The organism is Streptomyces sp. NPDC040610, from assembly GCF_055594065.1.
In genome coordinates, this window is sequence record NZ_JBVIXA010000022.1 from 36,656 (window position 1) to 60,631 (window position 23,976).

20 protein-coding genes and 1 pseudogene are annotated in these 23,976 nt (G+C 70.8%); 14 read left to right on the top strand and 7 right to left on the bottom strand.

What is annotated here, in order from left to right:
- Positions 1 to 68: 68 nt before the first annotated feature.
- Positions 69 to 1,904 carry a bifunctional metallophosphatase/5'-nucleotidase gene (locus tag ACZ6AA_RS39445; RefSeq protein WP_471463289.1) on the bottom strand — a complete coding sequence of 612 codons (1,836 nt, stop codon included), beginning with the start codon at positions 1,902 to 1,904 and terminating at the stop codon, positions 69 to 71.
- 126 nt (positions 1,905 to 2,030) lie between these two features.
- On the opposite strand from ACZ6AA_RS39445, the gene mshD reads away from it, so the two are divergent.
- The 9 genes from mshD to ACZ6AA_RS39490 all read left to right on the top strand — a co-directional run bounded on the left by mshD (position 2,031) and on the right by ACZ6AA_RS39490 (position 13,374).
- Complete coding sequence (mshD, locus tag ACZ6AA_RS39450) at positions 2,031 to 2,957, top strand: mycothiol synthase (RefSeq protein ID WP_468462014.1); 927 nt, start codon at positions 2,031 to 2,033, stop codon at positions 2,955 to 2,957.
- A gap of 324 nt (positions 2,958 to 3,281) precedes the next feature.
- Positions 3,282 to 5,555: an RNA degradosome polyphosphate kinase gene (locus tag ACZ6AA_RS39455; RefSeq protein WP_468462057.1), complete on the top strand. Its 2,274-nt coding sequence runs from the start codon at positions 3,282 to 3,284 to the stop codon at positions 5,553 to 5,555.
- Positions 5,536 to 6,765 (top strand): CHAD domain-containing protein, encoded by a 1,230-nt coding sequence (locus tag ACZ6AA_RS39460; protein WP_471463291.1) that lies wholly within the window; start codon positions 5,536 to 5,538, stop codon positions 6,763 to 6,765. Before ACZ6AA_RS39455 ends, ACZ6AA_RS39460 begins: the two co-directional genes overlap by 20 nt.
- A complete protein-coding gene (locus ACZ6AA_RS39465) occupies positions 6,762 to 7,190 on the top strand; it encodes an NUDIX hydrolase (RefSeq protein ID WP_468483990.1) in 429 nt (142 codons plus the stop codon). The genes ACZ6AA_RS39460 and ACZ6AA_RS39465 overlap by 4 nt, the downstream gene beginning before the upstream one ends.
- Positions 7,191 to 7,541: 351 nt before the next feature.
- A complete protein-coding gene (gene pstS / locus ACZ6AA_RS39470; protein ID WP_468462019.1) occupies positions 7,542 to 8,663 on the top strand; it encodes a phosphate ABC transporter substrate-binding protein PstS in 1,122 nt (373 codons plus the stop codon).
- 96 nt (positions 8,664 to 8,759) lie between these two features.
- On the top strand, positions 8,760 to 9,785 hold the full coding sequence (gene pstC, locus ACZ6AA_RS39475) for a phosphate ABC transporter permease subunit PstC (RefSeq protein ID WP_468462021.1): 1,026 nt from the start codon (positions 8,760 to 8,762) through the stop codon (positions 9,783 to 9,785).
- Positions 9,782 to 10,861 carry a phosphate ABC transporter permease PstA gene (pstA, locus tag ACZ6AA_RS39480; protein ID WP_468462023.1) on the top strand — a complete coding sequence of 360 codons (1,080 nt, stop codon included), beginning with the start codon at positions 9,782 to 9,784 and terminating at the stop codon, positions 10,859 to 10,861. Before pstC ends, pstA begins: the two co-directional genes overlap by 4 nt.
- Before the next feature lie 97 nt (positions 10,862 to 10,958).
- Positions 10,959 to 11,735, top strand: a complete 777-nt coding sequence (gene pstB, locus ACZ6AA_RS39485; protein ID WP_468462025.1) for a phosphate ABC transporter ATP-binding protein PstB — start codon at positions 10,959 to 10,961, stop codon at positions 11,733 to 11,735.
- 202 nt (positions 11,736 to 11,937) lie between these two features.
- Entirely contained in the window at positions 11,938 to 13,374 is a 1,437-nt protein-coding gene (locus ACZ6AA_RS39490) for an integrin alpha (protein ID WP_468483989.1), read from the top strand.
- Between the two features lie 91 nt (positions 13,375 to 13,465).
- Here the strand turns inward: ACZ6AA_RS39490 and ACZ6AA_RS39495 are convergent, their stop codons facing one another.
- Both ACZ6AA_RS39495 and ACZ6AA_RS39500 read right to left on the bottom strand, forming a co-directional pair.
- Positions 13,466 to 14,464, bottom strand: coding sequence for an inorganic phosphate transporter (locus ACZ6AA_RS39495; protein ID WP_385718049.1), 999 nt, complete (start codon positions 14,462 to 14,464; stop codon positions 13,466 to 13,468).
- 9 nt (positions 14,465 to 14,473) lie between these two features.
- Positions 14,474 to 15,094, bottom strand: coding sequence for a DUF47 domain-containing protein (locus ACZ6AA_RS39500; protein ID WP_289949001.1), 621 nt, complete (start codon positions 15,092 to 15,094; stop codon positions 14,474 to 14,476).
- Between the two features lie 167 nt (positions 15,095 to 15,261).
- Here ACZ6AA_RS39500 and ACZ6AA_RS39505 point away from each other — a divergent pair, with 167 nt between their 5' ends.
- Positions 15,262 to 15,630 carry a metal-sensitive transcriptional regulator gene (locus tag ACZ6AA_RS39505; protein WP_468462029.1) on the top strand — a complete coding sequence of 123 codons (369 nt, stop codon included), beginning with the start codon at positions 15,262 to 15,264 and terminating at the stop codon, positions 15,628 to 15,630.
- Between the two features lie 29 nt (positions 15,631 to 15,659).
- Here ACZ6AA_RS39505 and ACZ6AA_RS39510 read toward each other — a convergent pair whose 3' ends face one another.
- Together ACZ6AA_RS39510 and ACZ6AA_RS39515 are read right to left on the bottom strand one after the other, a co-directional pair.
- Positions 15,660 to 15,848, bottom strand: coding sequence for a hypothetical protein (locus ACZ6AA_RS39510; RefSeq protein WP_468462059.1), 189 nt, complete (start codon positions 15,846 to 15,848; stop codon positions 15,660 to 15,662).
- Between the two features lie 119 nt (positions 15,849 to 15,967).
- Entirely contained in the window at positions 15,968 to 16,789 is an 822-nt protein-coding gene (locus ACZ6AA_RS39515) for an SCO4651 family lipoprotein (protein WP_471463306.1), read from the bottom strand.
- 121 nt (positions 16,790 to 16,910) lie between these two features.
- Between ACZ6AA_RS39515 and ACZ6AA_RS39520 the strand changes: the two genes are divergently transcribed.
- Both ACZ6AA_RS39520 and ACZ6AA_RS39525 read left to right on the top strand, forming a co-directional pair.
- A complete protein-coding gene (locus ACZ6AA_RS39520; RefSeq protein ID WP_468483988.1) occupies positions 16,911 to 17,069 on the top strand; it encodes a hypothetical protein in 159 nt (52 codons plus the stop codon).
- 119 nt (positions 17,070 to 17,188) lie between these two features.
- Positions 17,189 to 18,766 carry an FAD-binding oxidoreductase gene (locus ACZ6AA_RS39525; protein WP_468462031.1) on the top strand — a complete coding sequence of 526 codons (1,578 nt, stop codon included), beginning with the start codon at positions 17,189 to 17,191 and terminating at the stop codon, positions 18,764 to 18,766.
- Positions 18,767 to 18,826: 60 nt separating this feature from the next.
- On the opposite strand, the gene ACZ6AA_RS39530 is transcribed toward ACZ6AA_RS39525, so the two are convergent.
- Positions 18,827 to 19,531: a phosphatase PAP2 family protein gene (locus ACZ6AA_RS39530; protein WP_468462033.1), complete on the bottom strand. Its 705-nt coding sequence runs from the start codon at positions 19,529 to 19,531 to the stop codon at positions 18,827 to 18,829.
- A 573-nt stretch (positions 19,532 to 20,104) separates the two neighbouring features.
- A pseudogene (locus ACZ6AA_RS39535) lies at positions 20,105 to 21,106 on the bottom strand (C40 family peptidase); the annotation flags it as partial.
- 340 nt (positions 21,107 to 21,446) lie between these two features.
- Between ACZ6AA_RS39535 and ACZ6AA_RS39540 the strand changes: the two are divergent.
- Together ACZ6AA_RS39540 and ACZ6AA_RS39545 are read left to right on the top strand one after the other, a co-directional pair.
- Positions 21,447 to 23,288: a hypothetical protein gene (locus tag ACZ6AA_RS39540; protein ID WP_471463295.1), complete on the top strand. Its 1,842-nt coding sequence runs from the start codon at positions 21,447 to 21,449 to the stop codon at positions 23,286 to 23,288.
- 310 nt (positions 23,289 to 23,598) lie between these two features.
- Positions 23,599 to 23,907, top strand: a complete 309-nt coding sequence (locus ACZ6AA_RS39545) for a hypothetical protein (protein WP_030363595.1) — start codon at positions 23,599 to 23,601, stop codon at positions 23,905 to 23,907.
- Positions 23,908 to 23,976: the final 69 nt, after the last annotated feature.

A 23,976-nucleotide genomic window follows, 5' to 3' on the forward strand; every position in this document is an offset into this window, starting at 1 on the left:
GTGGGGGGAACGCATCAGATGATCTCACCATACGTTCACACCCCACCCCAAGCTCGTTCGCCGGAGAGCTACTTCACAACGGTAATGCGGTCCGCCTTCGGCGGCGCGATCGGCTTGTCCGCCGAGGAGTTGGCGGCGAAGTAGTCGTTGAGCGCCTTCAGGTCGTCCGCGCCGACCAGCGGCTTGGCGCCCTTGCCGAGTTCGGCGAAGCCGTCGCCGCCGCCCGCGAGGAAGGAGTTCAGGGCGACGCGGTAGGTGGCGTTCACATCGAGCGCCTTGCCGTTCAGCTTCACGGAGTCGGTGACGATCCGGTCGGCGCCGGACTTCGTCATGTCGAGTGTGTACGTGAATCCGTCCGAGACCTGGAGGATCTTCGGCGAGGCCTCGTTCGGGCCGCTGACCTGCTGCCGCAGCGCGGTCAGGAGCTGCGCGCCGGTGAGGTCGACGAGGTTCACGGTGTTGCTGAACGGCTGCACGGTGAACGCCTCGCCGTACGTCACGACCCCGTCGCCCTCACTGCCGCTCGCCTTGTGGACGAGGTCGGAGCGGATGCCGCCCGGGTTCATCAGGGCCAGGCTCGCCTTGGGGTCCAGGGACTTGGCGTGCGCGAGCTGCGCGTCGGAGATCAGGTCGCCGAGCGGGGACTCGGGCGAGGTGGCGCCGCGGCCGGGGATGTCGCCGGAGATGTAGCCGACGGGCTTGCTGGCGATGGGCGCGGCCAGCTTGTCCCAGCGGCGGATGAGGCGCTTCATGTCGCGGGCCTTGCGCTGCGTACGGCTGACGACGTGGTTCGCCGACTTCACGCTGGTGCGGACGATGTCCTTGGTACGGCGGTCGTACGTCAGCGTGGTGTCCGTGTAGAGCTTTCCGTACGAGGACGCCGATGTGACCATGCGCGGCTTGCCGGAGGGGTCCGGGATGGTGCAGACGTACGCCTGGTGGGTGTGGCCGGTCACGAACGCGTCGACCTTGGGCGAGGCGGCCTTGGCGATCGCGGTGATCGGGCCGGAGATGCCGTCGCCCGCGCCCGGGGAGTCACAGTTGTAGTTGTACGCCTGGCTCGCCGGGGAGCCTCCCTCGTGGATGAGCGTGACGATCGACTTCACGCCCTGCTTGTCGAGGATCTTCGCGTACTTGTTGATCGTCTCGACCTCGTCGTGGAACTTCAGGCCCTTGATGCCGTCGGCCGAGACGATGTCCGGGGTGCCCTCCAGGGTCAGCCCGATGAAGCCGATCTTCACGCCCTTGTGCTTCCACACCGAGTAGGGCTTGAGGAGGGGCTTGCCGGTCTTCTCCTTGGTGACGTTCGCCGTGAGGTAGGGGAAGTCGGCGCCCTTGAACTTCTTCGGCTTGCCGTGCTTGTCCTTCTCGTAGCAGCCGTCCTTGGGGTGGCAGCCGCCGTTCTGGATGCGCGCCAGTTCCTGCGCGCCCTCGTCGAACTCGTGGTTGCCGACGCTGGAGACGTCGAGGTCCATCTTGTTCAGGGCCTCGACGGTCGGCTCGTCGTGGAAGAGCCCCGAGAGCAGCGGGCTGCCGCCGATGAGGTCGCCGGCCGCGGCGGTGACGGAGTACGGGTGGCCCTTGCGGGCCGTGCGCAGGGACGTCGCCAGGTACTCGGCGCCGCCCGCGTCGATCTTCTTCTCGGTCCCGTCCGGCTGCTTCTCGGTGACCTGGCCCGAGGAGCCCGCGGGCGCCTGGAGGTTGCCGTGGAAGTCGTTGAAGGACAGCAACTGCACGTCGACCGTGCGCTTCTTGTCCTTGGCCGCTGCGCCGTCCCGCGCGTCCTGCCCCGCGCTCGCGGGCAGGGCGACGGCGAGCGCCCCCACGGTGGCGATGCCCGCCGCGACGGCGAGGACGCGGGTGGCGCGGCGCCTGGGCCTTCGGTGCTTCGGTATGGCGGACACGGGTTCCCCCCGGGGCGTATGGGACGACTTGGGCCGTCGGGCAGCCTATGGTCAACGCGCGTAGCGCAACAGGGCCCTGGTGGTTACAGGGTGGTTGCCATTTGTCTGCGCCGTACCCTCGGACCCATGACTGACGACCAGGCCCCCGCCCCCCTCCGCCAGATCGACACCCTCGACGCGCTCACGGCCGAACAGGCCGAGGCCGTGCTCGGGCTCCTCGTGGAGGCGGCTCGTACGGACGGGCAGCAGGCCGTGTCCGAGCAGGGGCGGCTGCAGTTGCGCGGCGGGACCCGGGAGGGCGTACGGCATCTGCTGCTCACTGTCGGCGGTGAACTCGTCGGCTACGCCCAGCTGGAGGACACCGACCCCGTCGAGGCCCCCGCCGCCGAGCTGGTCGTGCACCCGGCGCACCGCGGGCACGGGCACGGACGGGCGCTCGGCACCGCGCTGCTCGCGGAGTCGGGGCGCCGGCTGCGGGTGTGGGCGCACGGCGGGCACTCCGCGGCGCGCCACCTGGCCCAGGTCCTCGGCCTCACCCTGTTCCGGGAACTGCGGCAGATGCGGCGCCCGTTGGCGGACCTGGACCTGCCGGAGCCGGTGCTTCCGGAGGGTGTCCGCGTACGCGCCTTCGTCCCCGGCGAGGACGACTCCGCGTGGCTCGCGGTGAACGCCGACGCCTTCGCCCACCACCCCGAGCAGGGCTCCCTCACCCAGCGCGACCTCGACGACCGCAAGGCCGAGCCGTGGTTCGACCCGGCCGGGTTCTTCCTGGCCGAGCGCGAGGCGGACGGCGAGCTCGTCGGCTTCCACTGGACGAAGACGCACGCGGCGGAGCGGCTCGGCGAGGTGTACGTCGTCGGGGTGCGCCCCGGCGCGCAGGGCGGCGGGCTCGGCAAGGCGCTCACCACCATCGGCCTGCGGCACCTCGCGGCGGCCGGGCTGCCGACGGCGATGCTGTACGTCGACGCGGACAACAAGGCGGCGGTGAGCGTGTACGAGCGCCTCGGCTTCGTGACGCACGAGACGGACCTGATGTACCGCACGGAGTCGTGAACGGTACACACCACGGACAGCTCGTCGAGTCCGGGATCGCCCTGGCACTCGCGGCGACGGCGGTGTATGCCTGCTTCCGGGCCCTGCGCCGCCGTACACCCTGAGGCGCGCCCTCACGTGCAGACGTCTGGGAGTATCCATGCGAACTCCCAGGCGTCATGTCGGCGTAACCACTGATTCAGACAGCCTTGCGACGCTCAGCCAATGCAGCCCCCCACCGTGCCCGAATCCGCGCCGGACGGAGCGCGCCAGAACGGCAAGGTCCGTCTCGCGCCCGAGTCCCTCGGCGCGCCCGGAGCGGGCAGCGCGCGGAACAATGGGCGCATGAGCGAGCCCACCGCGCAGTCCGAGAGCCAGCACGCCGACGTCCCCGGGGTGCGCCACGCGCAGCCGTCCGTCGGCTCCCTGGCCGCCCACCGGCCGCACACCATCGCGGCCACGGTCTCCGATCTGGACCCCGACATCGACGCCGACCTGGACGGATACGACGAGGACGCCCAGGCGGGGTACGGCGGCGCGGAGCTGCCACAGGGCCGCTTCCTGGACCGGGAGCGCAGCTGGCTCGCCTTCAACGAACGCGTCCTGGAACTCGCCGAGGACCCGAACACCCCGCTCCTTGAGCGGGCGAACTTCCTCGCGATCTTCGCCTCGAACCTGGACGAGTTCTTCATGGTCCGGGTGGCGGGCCTGAAGCGGCGCATCGCGACCGGCGTCGCCACCCGTTCGGCCTCAGGCCTGCAGCCCCGTGAGGTCCTGGAGCTGATCTGGTCCCGCTCCCGCGAACTCATGGCCCGGCACGCCGCCTGCTACCAGGAAGAGGTCGCCCCGGCGCTCGCCGACGAGGGCATCCACGTGGTGCGCTGGAACGAGCTGACCGACAAGGAGCAGTCCCGGCTCTACACCCTCTTCATGCACCGGATCTTCCCGGTCCTCACCCCCCTGGCCGTGGACCCCGCGCACCCCTTCCCGTACATCTCGGGCCTGTCCCTGAACCTCGCCGTGGTGATCGAGAACCCGGTCACGGGACACGAGCACTTCGCGCGCGTCAAGGTCCCGCCGCTCCTGTCCCGCTTCCTTGAGGCGTCCCCGCAGCGCTACGTCCCCATAGAGGACGTCATCGCCGCGCCCAAGCACCTCCAGGAACTGTTCCCGGGCATGAACATCAAGCAGCACCACATGTTCCGCCTCACCAGGAACGAGGACCTGGAGGTCGAGGAGGACGACGCCGAGAACCTCCTCAAGGCCCTGGAGAAGGAGCTGATGCGGCGCCGCTTCGGGCCGCCGGTGCGCCTGGAGGTCGAGGAGTCCATCGACCGCAAGGTGCTCGACCTGCTGATGCGGGAGCTGAAGATCGGCGAGTCCGAGGTGCACCCGCTGCCGGGCCCCCTCGACCTCACCGGCCTCTTCTCCATCGCGGGCCTGGACCGGCCCGAGCTGAAGTACCCGAAGTTCGTCGCGGGCACCCACCGCGACCTCGCCGAGGTCGAGTCGGCGTCCGCGCCCGACATCTTCGCGGCCCTGCGCGGCGACCACGACGTGCTCCTGCACCACCCCTACGACTCGTTCTCCACGTCCGTGCAGGCCTTCCTGGAACAGGCCGCCGCCGACGAGAACGTCCTCGCCATCAAGCAGACGCTGTACCGCACCTCGGGCGACTCCCCGATAGTGGACGCGCTCATCGACGCCGCCGAGTCCGGCAAGCAGGTCCTCGTCCTGGTCGAGCTGAAGGCCCGCTTCGACGAGCAGGCCAACATCAAGTGGGCGCGCAAGCTGGAGGAGGCGGGCTGCCATGTCGTGTACGGCCTGGTCGGCCTGAAGACCCACTGCAAGCTGTCGCTCGTGGTCCGCCAGGAGGGTGACAACCTTGTCCGGTACTCCCACGTGGGCACCGGCAACTACCACCCCAAGACCGCCCGCCTCTACGAGGACCTGGGGCTGCTCACCGCCAACCAGGAAGTCGGCGCGGACCTCTCCGACCTCTTCAACCGCCTGTCCGGCTACTCGCGCCGCGAGACCTACCGGCGCCTGCTCGTCGCCCCCAAGTCCCTGCGCGACGGCCTGATCACCCGCATCAACCGGGAGATCCAGCACCACCGCGCGGGCCGCCCCGCCTACGTCCGCATCAAGGTCAACTCGATCGTGGACGAGGCCGTCATCGACGCGCTGTACCGGGCCTCGCAGGCCGGGGTGACGGTGGACGTGTGGGTGCGCGGGATCTGCGCGGTGCGGCCAGGGGTCGCGGGCCTGTCCGAGAACATACGCGTCCGGTCCGTGCTCGGCCGCTTCCTGGAGCACTCCCGGATCTTCGCCTTCGGCAACGGGGGCGAGCCCGAGGTGTGGATCGGCAGCGCCGACATGATGCACCGCAACCTCGACCGCCGTATCGAGGCCCTGGTCAGGGTGATGGCCCCGGCGCACCGGGCGACCCTGAACCGGCTCCTTGAGACCGGCATGTCGGACACCACGGCCTCGTGGCACCTGGGGGCGGACGGCAACTGGACGCGGCATGCCACGGACCCGGACGGCCAGCCCCTGCGGAACGTACAGGAGATGCTCATAGACGCCCGGAGGCGCCGGCGTGGCACAGCAACACCATGAGATGACGGCGGGCGAGACGCTGTCGGTCTACCTGCAGGACCAGGCGACCGACTTCCTCCGCTCGCTGCGGCTGCACCGCGAGTCCGCCACGGACGCGCAGGGCGCCGAGGAGTCCCTGGAGGCGGCGCGGGCCCTGCGGCGCGCGTCCCGCAGGGTCGGCGCCACGCTGCACACCTTCCGGCCCCTCCTCGACCCGGAGTGGACGGAGTCCCTCCGCCCGGAGCTGGCCTGGCTCTCCGGCACGCTGGCCCGCGAACACGCCTACGCCACGCGCCTGGAACGCCTCCTCACGGCCCTCCACCGCCTCTCGACCCCGCCGCCGCCCCTGCCGGGCCCGTCGGCCCCGGCCTCCCCGGACGCCACGGTCGCTGCGGGCAAACGTTCCGCAGGCCACCTCCCACCCGCCGCCGCAACCGCGGTGGGCAGGCGTTCCGCGGGGCGATTGGGGTCTCCCCTGTTCGAGCGAAGCCGAGAACCTGGGGAAGGGTGGGCACAGGCACAGGCACAGGCCGACGGTGCCGAAACGTCCCGGCCCCGCCAGCCCGGCCTCCCCGCGCAGACCCCGGGATCCGGCCCCGCCAAAAAGCCCACCGGCCCCCTGGCCATAGGCGCAGCCAAGGCCGCCGCGCTCCTGGAGCGCCAGCTCACCCTGGCCCGCACCCGGGCCCACTCCGCCGCGCTCCAGGCCTTCGGCTCCTCCCGCTTCCACGCGGTGGCGGACAACGTGGCCGTACTCGCCAGCGAGGTCCCGCTGCGGGACGCCCCGGACGCCGACCTCAAACCCCTGGCCGCGACGGCCGAACAGCACCTGGCGGAGGCGGTGGCAGCCCTGCCCCTGATCAGGGCGGGCCACCCGTACAACGCGGAGGCCCTGGTCCACGGCCTCGCGGCGGACACCGCGCCGGAGGCCCAGGACGCCCCCTGGCTGAAGGTCCGCTCGCTGCTGCGCCTGCACCGCTACGCCCAGGAGGTCCTCCTCGGCGAGGCGCCCCTGGACCCCCGCCTCCTCCAGGCGGGCCAGGCCCTGGACCTGCACCGCGAGGCCGCGGACGCGGCGGCCGCCGCCGCATCGGCGGCCCGCACCCCCCGCATCGCCCCGGCCACCGCGTACGCCCTCGGCGTGCTGCACGCCGACCAGCGCCACGAGGTAGAGGCGGCGAGGTTCGCCTTCCAGCGGGCCTGGCTCCGCGAGGCGGTCACGGCCCCGTGACGAGGCCGCCGGACCTGATCCGCGCGGCGGGCTGCGTGCTGTGGCGCCGCGCGCCGGTACCGGGCGGCCTCGAGGTCTGCGTGGTGCACCGGCCGAAGTACGACGACTGGTCGCACCCCAAGGGCAAGCTGAAGCCGGGCGAGTCCCCGCTGGAGGGCGCCGTGCGTGAGGTGGGGGAGGAAACCGGCCACCACTGCGTCCCGGGCCTGCCCCTGCCCACGGTCCACTACCGCACCGGCGGCCGCCCGAAGGTGGTCCACTACTGGGCCGCCGAGGCCACCCACGGCCACTTCACGCCGAACCGCGAGGTGGACCGCGTCCGCTGGCTCCCCCCTGCCGAGGCCCGCGCCCGCCTCACCGAGGTCCGCGACCGGGAGCTCCTGGACGCCCTGGTCACCACGCTGCACCCGGTCGACGAGCCCTGACGCAAGGGTGCGGAACAGGCCCGCGCCGGATACCGGTAGTGCCCGGTCGGACGCGTGGAGTCACGACACGCAGGTCGGCGGCACCCCACTCACGGGGTGCCGCCGCCTCGTCGTGCCCCCCGCCGCGTAATACGACCGTGACCTAACCACAAAGTCCTCGTAGGTTCACCGCGCGTTCATTTACGGCCATCGGTCACTTCACCTGATCTGCCTAATTTCGGCCCTACGTGATGCGTGGCGCGATCGCACAGACCGCCCCGGCAACGCGAGCTTTGCCCCACGGCCACCTACGGCCACTCGTACAGACTTCGCACGCCGCCGCCCGGCGGCTCCCGGAAGGAACTCCCGACAGTGAAGCTTCAGCGCATGAACCGGCGGGCCCTCACCCTCGGTGCTCTCGCCGTCTCCGGCGCCCTGGCCCTCACGGCGTGCGGCTCGGACGACGACGGCAGCAGCAACGGCGGCAAGAAGACCACCGCCAACAGCAACATCGACTGCGAGGGTGCCAAGGGCCAGCTGATGGCCTCCGGCTCGTCCGCGCAGAAGGGCGCGATCGACGCCTGGGTGAAGCAGTACCGCGCGGCCTGCAAGGAAGTGCAGCTGCAGTACAAGCCGGACGGCTCCGGCGCCGGCATCACCTCCTTCCTCCAGGGCCAGACCGCCTTCGCGGGCTCCGACTCGGCCCTGAAGCCGGAGGAGATCGCCGAGTCGAAGAAGGTCTGCAAGGGCAGCCAGGCCATCGACCTGCCGATGGTCGGCGGCCCGATCGCGATCAGCTACAACGTCCCCGGCGTCGACAGCCTGGTCCTGGACCCCAAGACCGTCGCCGACATCTTCAACGACAAGATCAAGACCTGGGACGACAAGGCGATCAAGAAGCTCAACCCCGACGCCAAGCTCCCCGGCACCAAGATCCAGGCCTTCCACCGCTCGGACGAGTCCGGCACCACGGACAACTTCACCAAGTACCTGAAGGGCGCCGCGCCCTCCGCCTGGCCGCACGAGCCCGCCAAGGTCTGGGCGGCCAAGGGCGGCCAGTCCGCGAGCGGCTCCTCCGGCGTGGCCCAGCAGGTGAAGCAGACCGAGGGCGCCATCTCCTACATGGAGCTGTCGTACGTCAAGGAGGGCATCAAGACCGTCGACATCAAGACGGGCGCCAAGGAGCCGGTCAAGGCCACCGTCGACAACGCCTCCAAGGCCATCTCCGAGGCCAAGGTCGTCGGCAAGGGCAAGGACCTCGCCATGGAGCTGAACTACAAGCCCACGGCCGAGGGCGCGTACCCGATCATCCTGGTCACGTACGAGATCGTCTGCGAGAAGAACAACAAGAAGGACACCCTCGCCACCACGAAGTCCTTCCTGAACTACATCGCCAGCGAGGACGGCCAGTCCGTCCTCAAGGACGAGGCCTACGCGCCGATGCCGACCGAGATCATCACCAAGGTCCGCGAGACCGTCAAGGGCCTGAGCTGAACCTGAGCGCGGCCCGCCTCCCCGGCGGGCCGCGCCGTCCGGTGCACCGCCGCCTGGAGCCGACCGTACGGCCGGCTCCGCAGACCGGAGAACCCCATGGACATACCCACCGACACGCCTCCCCCGCCCTCGCACGTCGAGGACGCCAAGCCGACGACCACCGAGCAGAAGCGCGCCGCACGCGGTGCCACCCGCCCCGGTGACCGGATCTTCCTCGCGCTCTCCCGAGGCTCCGGCATCACGCTGCTGCTGATCATGGCCGCCGTCGCGGCCTTCCTCGCCTACCGCGCCTCCATCGCGCTCGCGGACAACGAGGGCAACTTCCTCACCACCTTCGAGTGGGACCCCGCGGGCTCCCTGCACGACGGCAAGCCCTACTTCGGCATCGCCGTCCTGGTCTTCGGCACCATCGTGAGCTCGATCATCGCGCTCGCCATCGCCGTGCCCGTGGCCATCGGCATCGCGCTGTTCATCTCGCACTACGCGCCGCGCAGGCTCGCCGCCCCCATCGCCTTCGTGATCGACCTGCTGGCCGCCGTGCCCTCGATCGTGTACGGCCTGTGGGGCGCCCTCGTGGTCGCCCCGAACCTCACCGGGCTCTACAGCTGGCTCGACGACTACTTCGGCTGGACCGGCATCTTCGAGTACCAGGGCGGCGCCCCGCGCTCCCTGATGACCGTCGGCATCCTGCTCGCGATCATGATCCTGCCGATCATCACCAACGTGAGCCGCGAGGTCTTCCTCCAGGTCCCGAAGATGCACGAGGAGGCCGCGCTCGCCCTCGGCGCCACGCGCTGGGAGGTCATCCGCATGTCGGTGCTCCCCTTCGGCCGCTCCGGCATCATCTCCGCCTCGATGCTGGGCCTCGGCCGCGCGCTCGGCGAGACGATCGCCGTGGCCACCGTGCTCTCCCCGACCTTCGTGATCCAGGCCTCCGTGCTCGACTACGGCGGCGGCACCTTCGCGCAGAACATCGCCAGCAAGTTCAGTGAGGCCAGCGAGTACGGCCGGGACGCCCTCATCGCCTCCGGTCTCGTCCTCTTCGTCATCACTCTCCTTGTCAACGGCGCGGCCCGGCTGATCATCGCCCGCCGCAAGGAGTACTCGGGGGCCAACGCATGAGCACCACGACCGTCAAGCCCGCCGGTACCCCCGACGGCAAGCCCGCCCCCTCCGACCTGCAGGGCGCGCGGCTGCCCCGCTGGGCGCCCTACGTCATCGCCGTCGGCTCCCTCGCCGTGGGCAGCGGCATCGGCCTCGCGGCCGACCTCAGCTCCCGCCTCCAGTGGGGCCTGATCTCGGCGATCGTGTTCGTCGGCGTCTCGTACTTCCTCGCGGCGACCGTCGAGGGCACCCGCCAGGCCAAGGACCGCCTCGCCACCTCGCTGGTGTGGGTCATGTTCCTGCTGGCCGTCGTGCCGCTGGCCTCGCTCATCTTCGAGACCGTCCAGCGCGGCACGAAGGTCTTCGACGGGTACTTCCTGAGCCACTCGATGGGCGTCGTCGCCGACGACGAGCCCGGTGGCGGCATCTACCACGCGATCATCGGCACCCTGGAGCAGGTCGGCCTCGCCTGCCTGATCGCCGTGCCGATCGGCCTGCTCACCGCGATCTACCTCGTCGAGTACGGCCGGGGCAAGCTCGCCAAGGCCGTCACGTTCTTCGTCGACGTCATGACGGGCATCCCGTCCATCGTCGCCGGTCTGTTCGTCCTCAGCTTCTGGATCCTGATCCTGGGCTTCGACTTCTCCGGCTGGGCCGGCGCCATGGCGCTTTCGATCCTGATGATGCCGGTGGTCGTACGCTCCACCGAGGAGATGCTGAAGCTCGTCCCGAACGAGCTGCGCGAGGCATCGCTCGCCCTCGGCGTACCGAAGTGGCGCACCATCCTGAAGGTGGTCCTGCCCACCGCGATCGGCGGCATCACGACCGGCGTCATGCTGGCCGTCGCCCGCATCGCCGGCGAGACCGCGCCCGTGCTGCTCCTGGTCTGGACGAACCCGTTCATCAACACGGACCCGTTCAACGGACCGCAGGGCTCGCTGCCGCTGTACATCTACCAGCAGTACGCGTCCGGCACGAACGCCGGTTACGACCGTGCCTGGGCAGCGGCGCTCGCCCTGATCGCCTTCATCATGATCCTCAACCTCGTGGCCCGCGGCCTCGCCCGCTGGAAGGCCCCGAAGACCGGTCGCTGAGGCGACCCATCGGCTCCGACGCGACAGCATTCGGCTGCGCCGAGCGGGGCCATACAGCGACCGACGCAGCAGACTTTCGAAAGAAGCAGTGATCTCCATGGCCAAGCGAATCGACGTATCGGGCCTGAACGCCTACTACGGTTCCCACAAGGCGATCGAAGACATCTCCATGACCGTGGAGCCGCGCTCCGTGACGGCCTTCATCGGCCCGTCCGGCTGCGGCAAGTCCACGTTCCTGCGCACCCTGAACCGCATGCACGAGGTCACCCCCGGCGGCCGCGTCGACGGCAAGGTGCTCCTCGACGGCGACGACCTGTACGGCTCCGGCGTGGACCCGGTGAACGTGCGCCGCACCATCGGCATGGTCTTCCAGCGCCCCAACCCCTTCCCGACCATGTCGATCTTCGACAACGTCGCGGCGGGCCTGAAGCTCAACGGCTCGTACAAGAAGAGCGAGCTGAACGACGTCGTCGAGAAGTCCCTCAAGGGCGCCAACCTCTGGAACGAGGTCAAGGACCGCCTGAACAAGCCGGGCTCCGGCCTCTCCGGCGGTCAGCAGCAGCGCCTGTGCATCGCCCGCGCCATCGCGGTCGAGCCGCAGGTGCTCCTGATGGACGAGCCGTGCTCGGCGCTCGACCCGATCTCCACCCTCGCCATCGAGGACCTGATCGGCGAGCTGAAGGAGCGCTTCACGATCGTCATCGTGACGCACAACATGCAGCAGGCGGCGCGCGTCTCGGACCGCACGGCCTTCTTCAACCTCTCGGCCGTCGGCCAGCCCGGCAAGCTCATCGAGATCGACGAGACGGAGCGCATCTTCTCCAACCCGTCGGTCCAGGCGACCGAGGACTACATCTCCGGCCGCTTCGGCTAGGCCTCCCGGCCGGACAGAACTCCCCGCGGTGCTGCATGGCGGTGCCACCGCAGGGACGAAAAGGGCCCGCCCCCTGGCTCCCGGGGGGCGGGCCCGTTAGCTGCGTCACACCAACTATCCGGCTCTCCCGTTGGTCATCTTCGGCGTCGGAACCATGACCGGCGACACCGTCCCGGTCTGACGCCCACCTGGGGGACCCATCTTGCGCAGCACCACCTACCTCACGGCAGCGGCCTGTGCCGCGGCCCTGCTGAGCATCACCGCCCCGGCCCAGGCCGCCCCCGCGGCCCCCGCCAAGGCCGCCGCCACGAAGCCCGCCGCCGACTTCAACGGCGACGGCTACCCGGACCTGGCCGTCGGAGCGCCCAGCGCCAAGATCGACGGCATCAAGCGGGCCGGCCTCGTCTCCATCGTCTACGGCTCGGCCGAGGGCCTGAAGCACGACAAGCAGCAGCTGATCAGCCGCGCCACCCCGGGCGTCCCGGGCGAGCCCAAGGAGACGGACTACGGCTGGGGCACCAAGGCCGACTACGGCGACCTCGACGACGACGGCTACGACGACGTGCTGATCAGCGACGGCGGCGACATGCTCGTGCTGTGGGGCGGCAAGGACGGCATCTCCGGCGGCACCCAGGCCGTCGGCGGCGACGGCAGCTCCGCGGAGTCCCCCGCCTTCCGCACGGCCTGGCACGGCATCGGCGACGTCAACGGCGACGGCAAGGCCGACATCGTCGGCGGCGCCCAGGTCGGCCCGTGGGAGGGCGAGTCCAAGTGGGGCCTGGGCATGATGTACGGCCCCATCAGCCGGACCACAGGCAAGCCGGCCGACATCGTCTTCAAGGACACCGCGGCCGAGGACGGGTTCTCCCTCGGCGGCGCCGAGATCGGCGACATGACCGGCGACGGCATCGACGACGTGGTGGTCACGGGCTCCATCCGCAGGCCCTACTGGGAATCCGAGGCCCGCGTCCTGAAGGGCACCCGCGACGGCCTGGTCCCCGGCGGCACACTCGACTCCCGCCACACCGGCACCTTCGGCGACCTGAACGGCGACGGCTACCAGGACTTCGTCGGCACCCCGCAGGCGTCCGACGTCAAGATGTACGGCGGCATCAGCGTCACGTACGGCGGCCCGGACGGCGTCAGCAAGACCCTGCCCGCCCGCGTCTACGACCAGGACAGCCCGGGCGTCCCCGGCGTCAACGAGAAGGGCGACCGCTGGGGCACCGACGTGACCATCGGCGACCTGGACAAGGACGGCTACGGCGACCTCCTGATCGGCGCCTCCTGGGAGTCCGCCACGGACCCGGCCACGGCCGTGTCCGGGTCGGTCACCATGCTGCGCGGCAGCAAGACCGGCGTCACCACCAAGGGCGCCAAGGTCCTGACCCAGAACTCCAAGGGCATCCCCAGCACCTCGGAGAAGTCGGACCACTTCGGTGAGGCGGTCGCCGTCGTCGACGGCGACAAGAACGGCACCCCCGAGGTGTACGTGGGCGGCATGGGCGAGGACACCTTCGTCGGCCGCGTCTGGCAGCTCCAGACCGACGCCACCGGCGTGACCGGCACCGGCGCCAAGAGCTTCAACCTCGGCGGCGGCTACGGCTCCGCCCACTTCGGCGAGTACTTCGCGAAGTAGGGACGTACGCGGAGAGCAGGACCGCACACACAAGTGCCCCCGGCCCGGATCACCACGATCCGGACCGGGGGCACTCCCGCATCCCGCGCCCCTACAGGAACGCCAGATTCACGATCCAGAAGCTCAGCGCCGCGACCAGCGCAGCCGCGGGCATGGTGATGAACCAGCCCAGGATGATGTTCTTGGCGACGCCCCAGCGCACCGCGTTCACCCGCTTGGTCGCACCCACACCCATGATCGCGGACGTGATGACGTGCGTCGTGGAGATCGGCGCGTGGAACATGAACGCGGTGGTGAACATGATGCCCGCGCCCGTGGTCTCCGCGGCGAAGCCCTGCGGCGGGTCCAGCTCGATGATCTTGCGGCCGAGGGTGCGCATGATGCGCCAGCCACCGGCGTACGTACCGAGCGACAGCATCACCGCACAGGAGATCTTGACCCAGATCGGGATCGGGTCGCCCGCGTCCTCGACATCGGCGATGACCAGGGCCATCACCACGATGCCCATGGTCTTCTGCGCGTCCTGGAGGCCGTGGCCGAGCGCCATGCCGGCCGCCGAGACGGTCTGCGCGATCCGGAAGCCGCGCTTGGCCTTGTGCGGGTTGGACTTGCGGAACATCCACATGATCGCGCACATCACCAGATAGCCGACCAGCAGGCCGACAAGGGGTGACAGGAACATCGGGATGACGATCTTCTCGACGACCCCGGACCAGATCACCCCGATGCCGCCCGCGAGCGCCGCGCCCACCAGACCGCCGAACAGCGCGTGCGACGAGGAGGACGGCAGGCCGAAGTACCAGGTGACGAGGTTCCAGACGATGGCGCCGACCAGACCGGCGAAGAGGATCCACATCCCCTTGGTGCCGTGCGGCGTCTCGATCAGCCCTTCGCTGACCGTCTTGGCGATACCGCTGCCCAGGAAGGCACCGGCGAGATTCATGACCGCGGCCATGGCGAGCGCCGCGCGTGGCGTAAGCGCCCGCGTGGAGACGGAAGTGGCGATGGCGTTCGCGGAGTCGTGAAAGCCATTCGTGTACGTGAAACCGAGCGCGACGCCAATGGTCACGATCAACGCGAAGGTGTCCATGGAGGTGCCTCAGGACTCCTTGACCGCGATGGTCTCCACCGTGTTGGCGACGTGCTCGAACGCGTCGGCCGCCTCTTCCAGCACATCGACGATCTGCTTGAGCTTCAGCACCTCGATGGCGTCGTACTTGCCGTTGAAGAGGTGGGCGAGCAGCTTGCGGTGGATCTGGTCGGCCTGGTTCTCCAGGCGGTTGACCTCGATCCAGTATTCGGTGAGGTTGTCCATGGTGCGCAGATGCGGCATGGCCTCGGCCGTCAGTTCGGCGGCGCGGGCGAGCACCTCGATCTGCTGCTCCACACCCTTGGGGAGCTCCTCGACCTGGTAGAGCACGACCAGGTCGACGGCCTCCTCCATGGCGTCCATGATGTCGTCGAGCGAGGACGCGAGGGAGTAGATGTCCTCGCGGTCGAACGGCGTGATGAACGAGGAGTTCAGCTGGTGGAAGATCGCATGCGTCGCGTCGTCCCCCGCGTGTTCGGCGGCCCGCATACGCTCAGCGATCTCGGCTCGGGCCGAGGCGTCGGCCCCGAGCAGTTCCATCAGGAGCTTCGAGCCCGTGACGATGTTGTCCGCGGATGCGGCGAACATGTCGTAGAAGCTCGTCTCCCTGGGGGTCAGGCGAAATCGCACGTGGGGTCCTCGGGGTGCTTTGGATGCGGTCAGGCTGATGCTAGGCGCATCATCCGGCCACGGCTAACCGGCCGGACCCCAGTGTCGCCCATCAGGCACAGTGATCAGCACACCACCCGAGGAATCGGCTACCCTATACCCACCAGGGGTATGCACAGGAGGACGCGATGACGACCACAGAGACGGCCGCCGCGGCCACGACCGAAGCGCCCTCCGGCGAGGACCAGGCGGCAGCGACGGGCGAGGCCCACCAGACGCACGGCTACCACAAGCAGAAGGACGAGCACCTCAAGCGACTGCGCCGCATCGAGGGCCAGATCAGGGGCCTGCAGCGGATGGTCGAGGAGGACGTCTACTGCATCGACATACTCACCCAGGTCTCCGCCGGCACGAAGGCCCTGCAGTCCTTCGCCCTCCAGCTCCTGGAGGAGCACCTGCGCCACTGCGTCGCGGACGCGGCGGTCAAGGGCGGCGACGAGATCGACGCGAAGGTCGAGGAGGCGACGAAGGCCATCGCGAGGATGCTGCGCACCTGAGGCGCGGCCGCGGACACGGCGACCGGGGTCTAGGGCCGGGACTCGTCCCGGGCCGCCCCGCCGTCCGCCCCGTCGGAGACCCTGAGCACCTCGTCGATCCGGTCGGCGCTGAGCCGCTCACCGCGCGCGGCGGACGCCGCGATGATCAGGTCTCCGCACAGCTCGATCTCGGCGAGGGCAACGTGGTCCTGAACTGCCGTTCCGCCCACCGGGGCCACGTTCACCACCTCTTCCTGACCACAACTCGTGCCGGTATCGGCTTCCTAGAGTAGGGAGCGGCCTACGCACCGCGCATGGCACGGACGGACCATATTCCACCCCTCACCCGTGCAACGGCTCAGTGCTCGGCGATCTTCCCGACGAAGATGTCGGCGGCCGCGGGGAGCCGCACCCGCACCGGCGCCCCGTACCCGTACAGCGAGGTCGTCGACGCCACCGTCGCGTCCGCGACCCGGAAGCGGTGGCGTACCTCACGCAGCCGCCCCCGCCCGTCGAGGTAGGCGTCGAACGGCACCCCGGCCTTGCTGAACCCTTTCTCCACCGCGGCCCGCAGCGCCGGCCGGTGCTCCTTCGAGGCCGCCCGCACGGCCCGGGCCAGATCCACCACCCCCCGGTAGTGCCGCACGTCGACGCCGTCGAGCCGGGTCCGCTCCACATACGTCACCTCGCCCGCGCCGCGCAGCAGTTCGGCCGCGGCGAACGGGTCGGTGGCGCCGCCGGTGACGAGGTTCCCGTCGGACAGGGACGCCGTCTCGATGTGCACCCACTTGTCGGCGGGCACGCCCGCGCCCCGGTTCTTCATGTACAGGTCCCCGCCCGCGAGCAGCTCGGTGACGGGCGGCCTGCGCCCGGCGGACGTACCGGCGGGGTCCTGCGGCAGCACCACGTCGAGGCGGCCGACGCGGCGCCGGAAGTCGTACCCGCCGCGGCCCATGACGGTCACGCGGGTGCCGCCGCTGGCCATCTCCATGGCGGTGCGCGCCCGGGAACTCCCGGCGCGCACCAGGGAGTCGGGGGCGGCCCGCACCGCTCCGACCGGGTCGGCCGCCGCCGGGTCGTCGCTGGCCGCGGCCCCGCCGCCGGCGCACGCCGTGGCCAGCGCCATCAGCGCCGCCGCACCCGCGGCGGCCGCTCCGCCCTTGTGCCCGCGCTGCCCCATCGCCCCGCCGACCCCCAGCCTTTCCCGCGTCAACACCCGGCCCCTTGCCGTTTCGACTAACGACCGGTCCGAGGGGTCGTCACGCGGGAACGGGTTCACCCGGCGGGCGTACCGTGGTCGGGTGGCTGAGCAGCGATCTCCGCAACCGCACCGGACCTCCACCGTCGAGAACGGCCCGTTCTGCGCCGCCCGGTGCACCTGTGGCTGGCGCGGCCCGGCCCGAAGAGCGCGCAGCAGGGCCCGCACGGACGCCGCCGATCACATGGCCGAGGCGGTGTAGCGCGCTCGCGGCGCCCGTCGGCGGCACCGTTCGCGACGGGAACGTTCACGGCGCCCGTCGACGGGAACCCCGCAAGCGCCCGCGCCGTCTCGTTGTGCGGGAAGCAACGGGAGGGCCTCATGCAACGACGTACGTTCCTCGGAACGACGACCGCCGCACTCGCGGCGGCCACCACCGCCTGCACCAGCGGCGCGGACTCCGGCAGCAGGGCGAGCGGCACCGCCACGACGAGAACGGCGCACACCGGCACCACGCCCATCAAGACGGCCGCCGCCTCCGCCCCGGCCAGCCTCGCCGCCCTCGCCCGGGACCTGGACGGCACCCTGATCCGCCCGAACGAGGCCGCCTGGGCCACCGCCCGCCAGCTCTACAACACCCGCTTCGACAACCTGAAGCCGACCGCCGTCGCCTATGTCGCGGGCGTCGACGACATCCGCACCACCCTGGCCTACGCCCGCGCCCACGACACCCCCGTGTCCATCCGCAACGGCGGCCACTCGTACGCGGGTTGGTCCTCCGGCACGGGCCGCCTCGTCATCGACGTCTCCAAGCTGAACCGCGTCCGCTCCAGCGGCACCACCGCCACCATCGGCGGCGGCGCCAAGCTCATCGACGTCTACCGCGCGCTCGCCGCGAAGGGCGTCACCATACCCGCGGGCTCCTGCCCGACCGTCGGCATCAGCGGCCTCACCCTCGGCGGCGGCCACGGCGTGGTCTCCCGCGCCTACGGCCTGACCTGCGACAGCCTCACCGGCGCGACAATCGTCACGGCGGACGGCAAGCAAATACGGGCCAGCAGGAGCGAGAACAAGGATCTCTTCTGGGCGCTGCGCGGCGCGGGCAACGGCCAGTTCGGCATCGTCACCGAGCTGACCTTCCGCACCCACCCCGCCCCGCAGGCCGTCTCCGCGTATCTGACCTGGCCCTGGTCGAAGGCCGCCGCCGTCCTCAAGGCCTGGCAGGAGTGGGGACCTTCGCAGCCGGACGAGATCTGGTCGTCGGCGCACCTCGCGGCGGTGCCGGGCGGCACGCCCACCATCTCCGTCGCCGCGTTCTCCCTCGGCACCTACGGCTCGCTGCAGAACGCCGTCGACCGCCTCGCCGACAAGGTGGGCTCCCCGGCGCGCAGCGTCTCCCTGAAGCGACGCTCGTACGAGCAGGCCATGGAGGTGTACGCGGGCTGCTCGTCGTTCGCCTCGGACGCCCAGTGCCATCTGCCGGGCTCGACGCCGGGCCGCACGCCGAGCGGCGCGCTCGGCCGGGAGACGTACGCGGCCCGCTCCGACTTCTTCGACCGCTCCCTCTCCAGCGCGGGCATCCGCGCGCTGCTCCACCAGATCGAGGGTGTGCGGGGCGAGCGCGGCACCGCGGGCAGCATCGCCCTGACCGCGCTCGGCGGCGCCATCAACCGCGTCGACCCGACGGCCACGGCGTTCGTCCACCGGCGCTCGCGGATGCTCGCCCAGTACATCGTGTCCTGGCGCGCGGGCACCTCCGGCGGCACCGCGCAGTCCTGGCTGAACTCGGCCCACACCGGGATGCGGCGGTACGCGTCCGGGGCGGCGTACCAGAACTACGCGGACCCGACGCTCACCAACTGGCGGGAGGCGTACTACGGGCAGGCGGCGCCGCGCCTGAAGAAGCTGAAGAAGACGTACGACCCGACGCGCTTCTTCTCGTTCCCGCAGGCGCTGTAGGCGTTGCCCCGGGCTCTGTAGGCGTTGCCCCGGACCAGGCTCCGCAGGCGTTGCCCCCGGCTAGGCCGCCAGGTCCCGCTCGTCGGCGCCCGGCGCCGGCTCCTGCTCGGCCAGGGCGGCGACCGGCTCGACCTCGCCGGAGCCGCGCCACACCAGCCGGGAGGCCCTCCCGGAGCGGGCGACGGCCTTGGCGACGGGGGTCAGCAGGGCCATGGCGAGCGGCGAGAGCAGCAGCGCGACCGCCGTGCCGAGCGCGAACCCGCCGACGACGTCGGTGGGGTAGTGCACGCCCATGAAGACCCGGCAGAAACCCTCGGCGACGGCGAGCGCGATACCGGCGACGCCGAACTTGCGGTTGGCGACGAAGAGGCCGACGCCGATGGCCATGGCGAGCGTCGCGTGGTCGCTCACGAAGGAGTAGTCGGTCTTGCCGTCGACCAGGACCTCAAGGCCCTGGTGGTCCTCGAAGGGGCGCGGGCGTTCCACGAAGCCCCTTATCGGCACGTTCACCAGGACGGCGATACCGGCGGCGAGCGGCGCCCACACGACGGCGGCGACGGACGAGGCCGCGTCGTCGAGGACCGGGCGGCGACGGGCTCCCCACCAGCACCACACGACGAGCAGGACCAGGGCGAGCAGGAGTCCGTACTCACCGACGAACTCCATGGTCCGCGCGAGCCAGCCGGGGGCGTCCTCGGCCAGGCCGTTGATGTCGTAGAGCAGGCTGACGTCGGGGTTCGACCCGGAATCATCGAGTCCAGCCATGATGCTGTGGCCCCTTGTCTTCTCACTCGCGAGCGCACGTGGTCGTGCGCCCTTCCATCAACCCCCGTGGTCAGTGCAGTCGTGCCGCTGGTTCAGTGCTCCCCGCGCTGTTCTTCGCGTACGTGCCGTACCAGACAAGGGAACGCCTGGTCCCCTTCCATACGTTCCACTCTCCACCGAATGATCACTCAGACGTTATCGAAGAGAGATTCATCGCCGCAGCTCAGGGGGTTGCTTCAACGGAGGGTTCAAGCCAGCTCAGGCGGCGCACGCGCCGTGCGCGCGCCCTCCGCTCAGCACCGGAGCGCCCCCTCCCGAGGGCCGGACGAGCACCGGATCGAGCGGTGGCGCGGGGCCGGGTCAGGCCTCGACGTCCCCGTCCGAAGGCCGCCCCGAGGGGCGGGCGGCGGGCCCTCCCGAGGGCGAACCGGAAGGTTCCTCGGCGGGACCGCCTTCGGGATCCACGTCCGACTCCCCGGGCCGCCCCGATTCCTCCGCCGGACCCTCCTCCGCCTTCCCGGGCTTCTCAGCCTTCTCAGCCTTCCCTCCGGGCCGCTCCACGAGCTTCTCCACCGGCTCCTCGGGGATCGCTTTTGCGCCATCTTTGGTGACTCGCGTGGCCCCGAAGTAGTCCGGCGTATCGACCGGGTCGAAGCGGATCACCGCGCCGGGCCGGGGGGCGTCGATCATGTAGCCGCCGCCCACGTAGATCCCCACGTGCCGGATGGCACGCGAGTTGCTGAGGTCGTCCGAGAAGAACACCAGGTCACCGGGGAGCAGCTCCTCGCGCTTGGGGTGCGGCCCGGCGTTGTACTGGTCGTTGGCCACCCGCGGCAGGGTGATGCCGACACTGCGGTACGCGGCCAGGGTGAGCCCGGAGCAGTCGAACTTGCCGCCCTGGTCGGCGGTTCCGTTGCCACCCCACAGGTACTCGGTGCCGAGCTTCTTCTGCGCGTAGTAGATGGCGCCCGCCGCCTGCTGGGAGGGGTTCACGCGGTCGATGGGCCGGGCGAAACTCTTCTCCAGGGTCGTGATGATCTTGACGTAGTTCTGCGTCTCGCGGTACGGGGGCACGCCGCCGTACTTGATCACGGCGTAGGCGCCCGCGTTGTACGCGGCGAGCATGTTCCTCGTCGGATCGCCGGGCGCGTCCTTCACGTACTTGGCGAGCTTGCAGTCGTACGAGGCCGCCGACGGGATGGCGTCCTTGGGGTCCCACACGTCCCGGTCGCCGTCGCCGTCGCCGTCGAGCCCGTGCGAGGCCCAGGTCCCGGGGATGAACTGCGCTATCCCCTGCGCCGCCGCCGGGCTCTGCGCCCGCGGGTTGAACCCGCTCTCCTGATACAGCTGGGCGGCGAGCAGAGCCGGGTTGATGGCCTTGCAGAGATTGCCCCACTTCTGCACCAGCGGCTGGTACGAGGCGGGCACGGCCCCCTTGGCGAGCCCGACGTTCCCACCGCCCCCGGACTGGTCGGCGAGGCTGCCCGCCGCGACGAAGGTCCCGACGACGAGCAGCATCATGAATCCCATGGACCCGCTGAACGCGACGCCCGCGAGCAGCCATGCCTTACGCACCGTCAACCGCCCTTCCACCACCGGGAGTCCGCCCGGCCTCAGTGTAGGGGCGGGGGCCTCGCCGAAGGGCTCTTGAGCCCACGGCTCACGGGAGTTTCCCGGGGGAGCGCGCGTCGGCTCCCGGAGCGGGGACGCGACCGCCGGGTGACGTGGCCTACGTCTTTCGCCCGGCCCGGGGCGGCGCGCGCCGGAGCGGAAACCGACCGTGACGGGCGATTGACGCAGCGCCAACTTTGGCGGAATGTAGGGGAGTTGGGTCGACCCATGGGGATGGGGAGCGTCGACCCGTACGCACACCCGTGTTCGGAGCTGTGCGTCCTACGGCTGGGGGGAGCCGACGTTGGCAACCGATGGACCGCGTGACGAGCCCAGAGACGAGCCGAGGGACGAGCCCGAGGACCGTCGGCCCGACGGGACCGAGGGCAGCTTCGGCCCACCTCCGGCGACGCCCGCCACACCCGCGCAGTCCGCCCAGCCCGCGCCGCCCACCACACCGCCACCACCACCCACGTACGCCCCGACCGCTCCACCTGTCCCACCAGCCCCCGCCGCCTACGGCCCGCCGCCCGCCTACGGCCCGCCCCAGCAACCCCCGCCCGTCGCGCCCGCCTCTCACGCCGCACCCGCCTCGCCCTACGGCACCCCCGAACTCCTCGAACCCCCGGTCACGCCCAGGAGCCCCGCGCCCGACCCCGGCCCGCCCGAGCCCCTGCGCCCTCTAGCCGCCGCCCTGCTCAACCTCACCGGCCTCGGCCTCGGATACGTGCTGATCCGCGCCTGGATCCCCGCCGCCCTGTGCTGGGTGGCCACCGCCGCGCTGCTCCTCGTCGCTCTGCCCGCCGACGTCGACGGCGTCCCCGGCGGTGCCCTCCTCGGGTACGTCGTCGTGCTGGTGCTCGCCGCCGCCGACGCCGCCCGCCGCGCCCGCCGCGCCCCCATCGGCTGGCGGCTGCGCGCACCCCTCGCCGCCGGGCTCGGCGTCGTCCTGCTCGCCGTACCCGCCTCCGGCGCGCTCGCCTACGACTCCGCCCAGGACGAGGCCGTCGAACAGATGCTGCTCGACCGCCTCGACAAGGCCGACCGGCTCGTCAAGGCCCAGGAGGGACGCCCGTTCACGGCCACCGAGAGCGAGTACCGCGACGCCCTCGGCACCTACCGCGGCCTCCTCCGCGACCACGCCGACTCACGCGCCGCCGACCGCGTCCCCGACCGCCTCGACACGTACTACAAAGCCGTCGCCGCGCCCTACGCCGACCGCCAGTACTGCGAGGCCATCGAGCCGCTGAAGTATCTGCGCACCCTGCCCGACAGCCTCGGCGAGGACCGCCTCGGCCGCCTCGCCACCTGGCCCGACAACCGCCTCGCCGACTCCCTGCACGCCTGCGGCATGACCTCGCTCGGCAAGACCGGCGGCGGCACCGACCTGCGGGAGCTGATGAGCACCTTCCCCAAGTCCGACGCCGCCGCCAAGGTCGTCCCCGGCATCCGCGCCGCGATCGACGAGCGCGCCGACGAGCTGAAGGGCCCCGACCCCTGCTCGGCCACCACCGAGCTGCGCGCCATCCGCACCACCGCCGAGACCCTGCCCGGCGACACCGCCGCCTCGCTCCGCGCCAAGACCGCGAGCACCATCCAGTCCGGCAGCTACGCCTGCGGCGTCGACGACTTCAAGGACGGCCGCTACACCGACGCCGCCAAGACCCTCTCGGGCTACGCCGACACGTACAAGGACAGCGGCAGGAGCAAGCGCGCCCGCACCATCGCCATCGCCGCCGAGGTCGCCGCCGCCCGCCCGCAGGCGGGCCGCAAACTGCCCGCGCAGCGCGGACCCGGCTCCGGCCAGGAGTTCATCATCAAGAACGACGGCCCCAGCGCCGTCGAGGTCCTCTTCACCGGCCCCGCCACCGGCAGCATCAAGCTCGGCGCCTGCCTCGGCTGCACCACGTACAGCACCAGGACCGAAGGACGCGCCAAGGCCTGCAAGGCCAGCGGCCGGAGCTACCCGCAGAAGACCCTGCGACTGCCCGCCGGCGAGTACCACTTCCTCTACAAGCGCGGCACCGGCGCCGGCAACCTGGTCCGCGACCACAGCGACGGCGCCAAGGTCCAGGGCGGCTATCGCTACACGGACTGCGCCTACGTCGTCCGCGGCGGCTTCGGCGACTTCTCGCCCCGCACCTGACGCCCCGTCTGCAAGCCCCGCCCCGGGCCCGCCTGAGTTGACGTCAGTGGCCACGCCGGACATTCATTGCCCGGCGTCACCCCTCGTGATACACAGAGTGACCATACGTTCCTTCGTATAGCGTTCTGCGTCCGCCGCCGAACGCCTACGCGGGCTGCGTACGACGAAACGTGCGAAGTCGGCCAACAAATGACGTCAAGGCGGCACGCGCCGGACCGATTGTCAGCGAGAATGAGCCTCGTCCTCTGCACTGGGTAGGCAGAGGCGGGCAGAGGCGCGAGAACAACCCACTAGGGGCGGTGAGTTACACATGCTTATGGCAGCCGAGAAGGGCGACATCAACACCATCATCGGTGGGATCGCCCCCGACTGGGGCCCCTTCGGGAGCCTGGGCAACGAGGCGCGCGTGATGATCGAGGTGGTGATGGCGGTCGCCATCCTGCTGTGCCTCGGCATCGCGATCTGGGGCGCCGCCAAACAACGCATCGGCGCGACGGCCCTGCGCGACACCTTCAGCGCGGAACAGGGCAAAGGCCTGATCATCGCCGGTCTCACCGGCGTCTTCATCATCGGCTCGCTGGGCACGCTGTTCACCATCGTGTACGGCATGGCGGTCTGACACCCGTTCCCCGGCTGCCACCGGGTTCTCCCCCGTCCGACGCGCCCACCGGCTGAGGTTGCAACTCCC

What these genes read in the sequence shown, in the direction of transcription:
- mshD (WP_468462014.1), top strand. Translation starts at nt 2,031, where the DNA reads ATGACTGACGACCAGGCCCCCGCCCCCCTCCGCCAGATCGACACCCTC.
- ACZ6AA_RS39455 (WP_468462057.1), top strand. Translation starts at nt 3,282, where the DNA reads ATGAGCGAGCCCACCGCGCAGTCCGAGAGCCAGCACGCCGACGTCCCC.
- pstC (WP_468462021.1), top strand. Translation starts at nt 8,760, where the DNA reads ATGGACATACCCACCGACACGCCTCCCCCGCCCTCGCACGTCGAGGAC.
- pstA (WP_468462023.1), top strand. Translation starts at nt 9,782, where the DNA reads ATGAGCACCACGACCGTCAAGCCCGCCGGTACCCCCGACGGCAAGCCC.
- pstB (WP_468462025.1), top strand. Translation starts at nt 10,959, where the DNA reads ATGGCCAAGCGAATCGACGTATCGGGCCTGAACGCCTACTACGGTTCC.
- ACZ6AA_RS39495 (WP_385718049.1), bottom strand. Translation starts at nt 14,464, where the DNA reads ATGGACACCTTCGCGTTGATCGTGACCATTGGCGTCGCGCTCGGTTTC.
- ACZ6AA_RS39505 (WP_468462029.1), top strand. Translation starts at nt 15,262, where the DNA reads ATGACGACCACAGAGACGGCCGCCGCGGCCACGACCGAAGCGCCCTCC.
- ACZ6AA_RS39515 (WP_471463306.1), bottom strand. Translation starts at nt 16,789, where the DNA reads ATGGGGCAGCGCGGGCACAAGGGCGGAGCGGCCGCCGCGGGTGCGGCG.
- ACZ6AA_RS39525 (WP_468462031.1), top strand. Translation starts at nt 17,189, where the DNA reads ATGCAACGACGTACGTTCCTCGGAACGACGACCGCCGCACTCGCGGCG.
- ACZ6AA_RS39530 (WP_468462033.1), bottom strand. Translation starts at nt 19,531, where the DNA reads ATGGCTGGACTCGATGATTCCGGGTCGAACCCCGACGTCAGCCTGCTC.
- ACZ6AA_RS39545 (WP_030363595.1), top strand. Translation starts at nt 23,599, where the DNA reads ATGCTTATGGCAGCCGAGAAGGGCGACATCAACACCATCATCGGTGGG.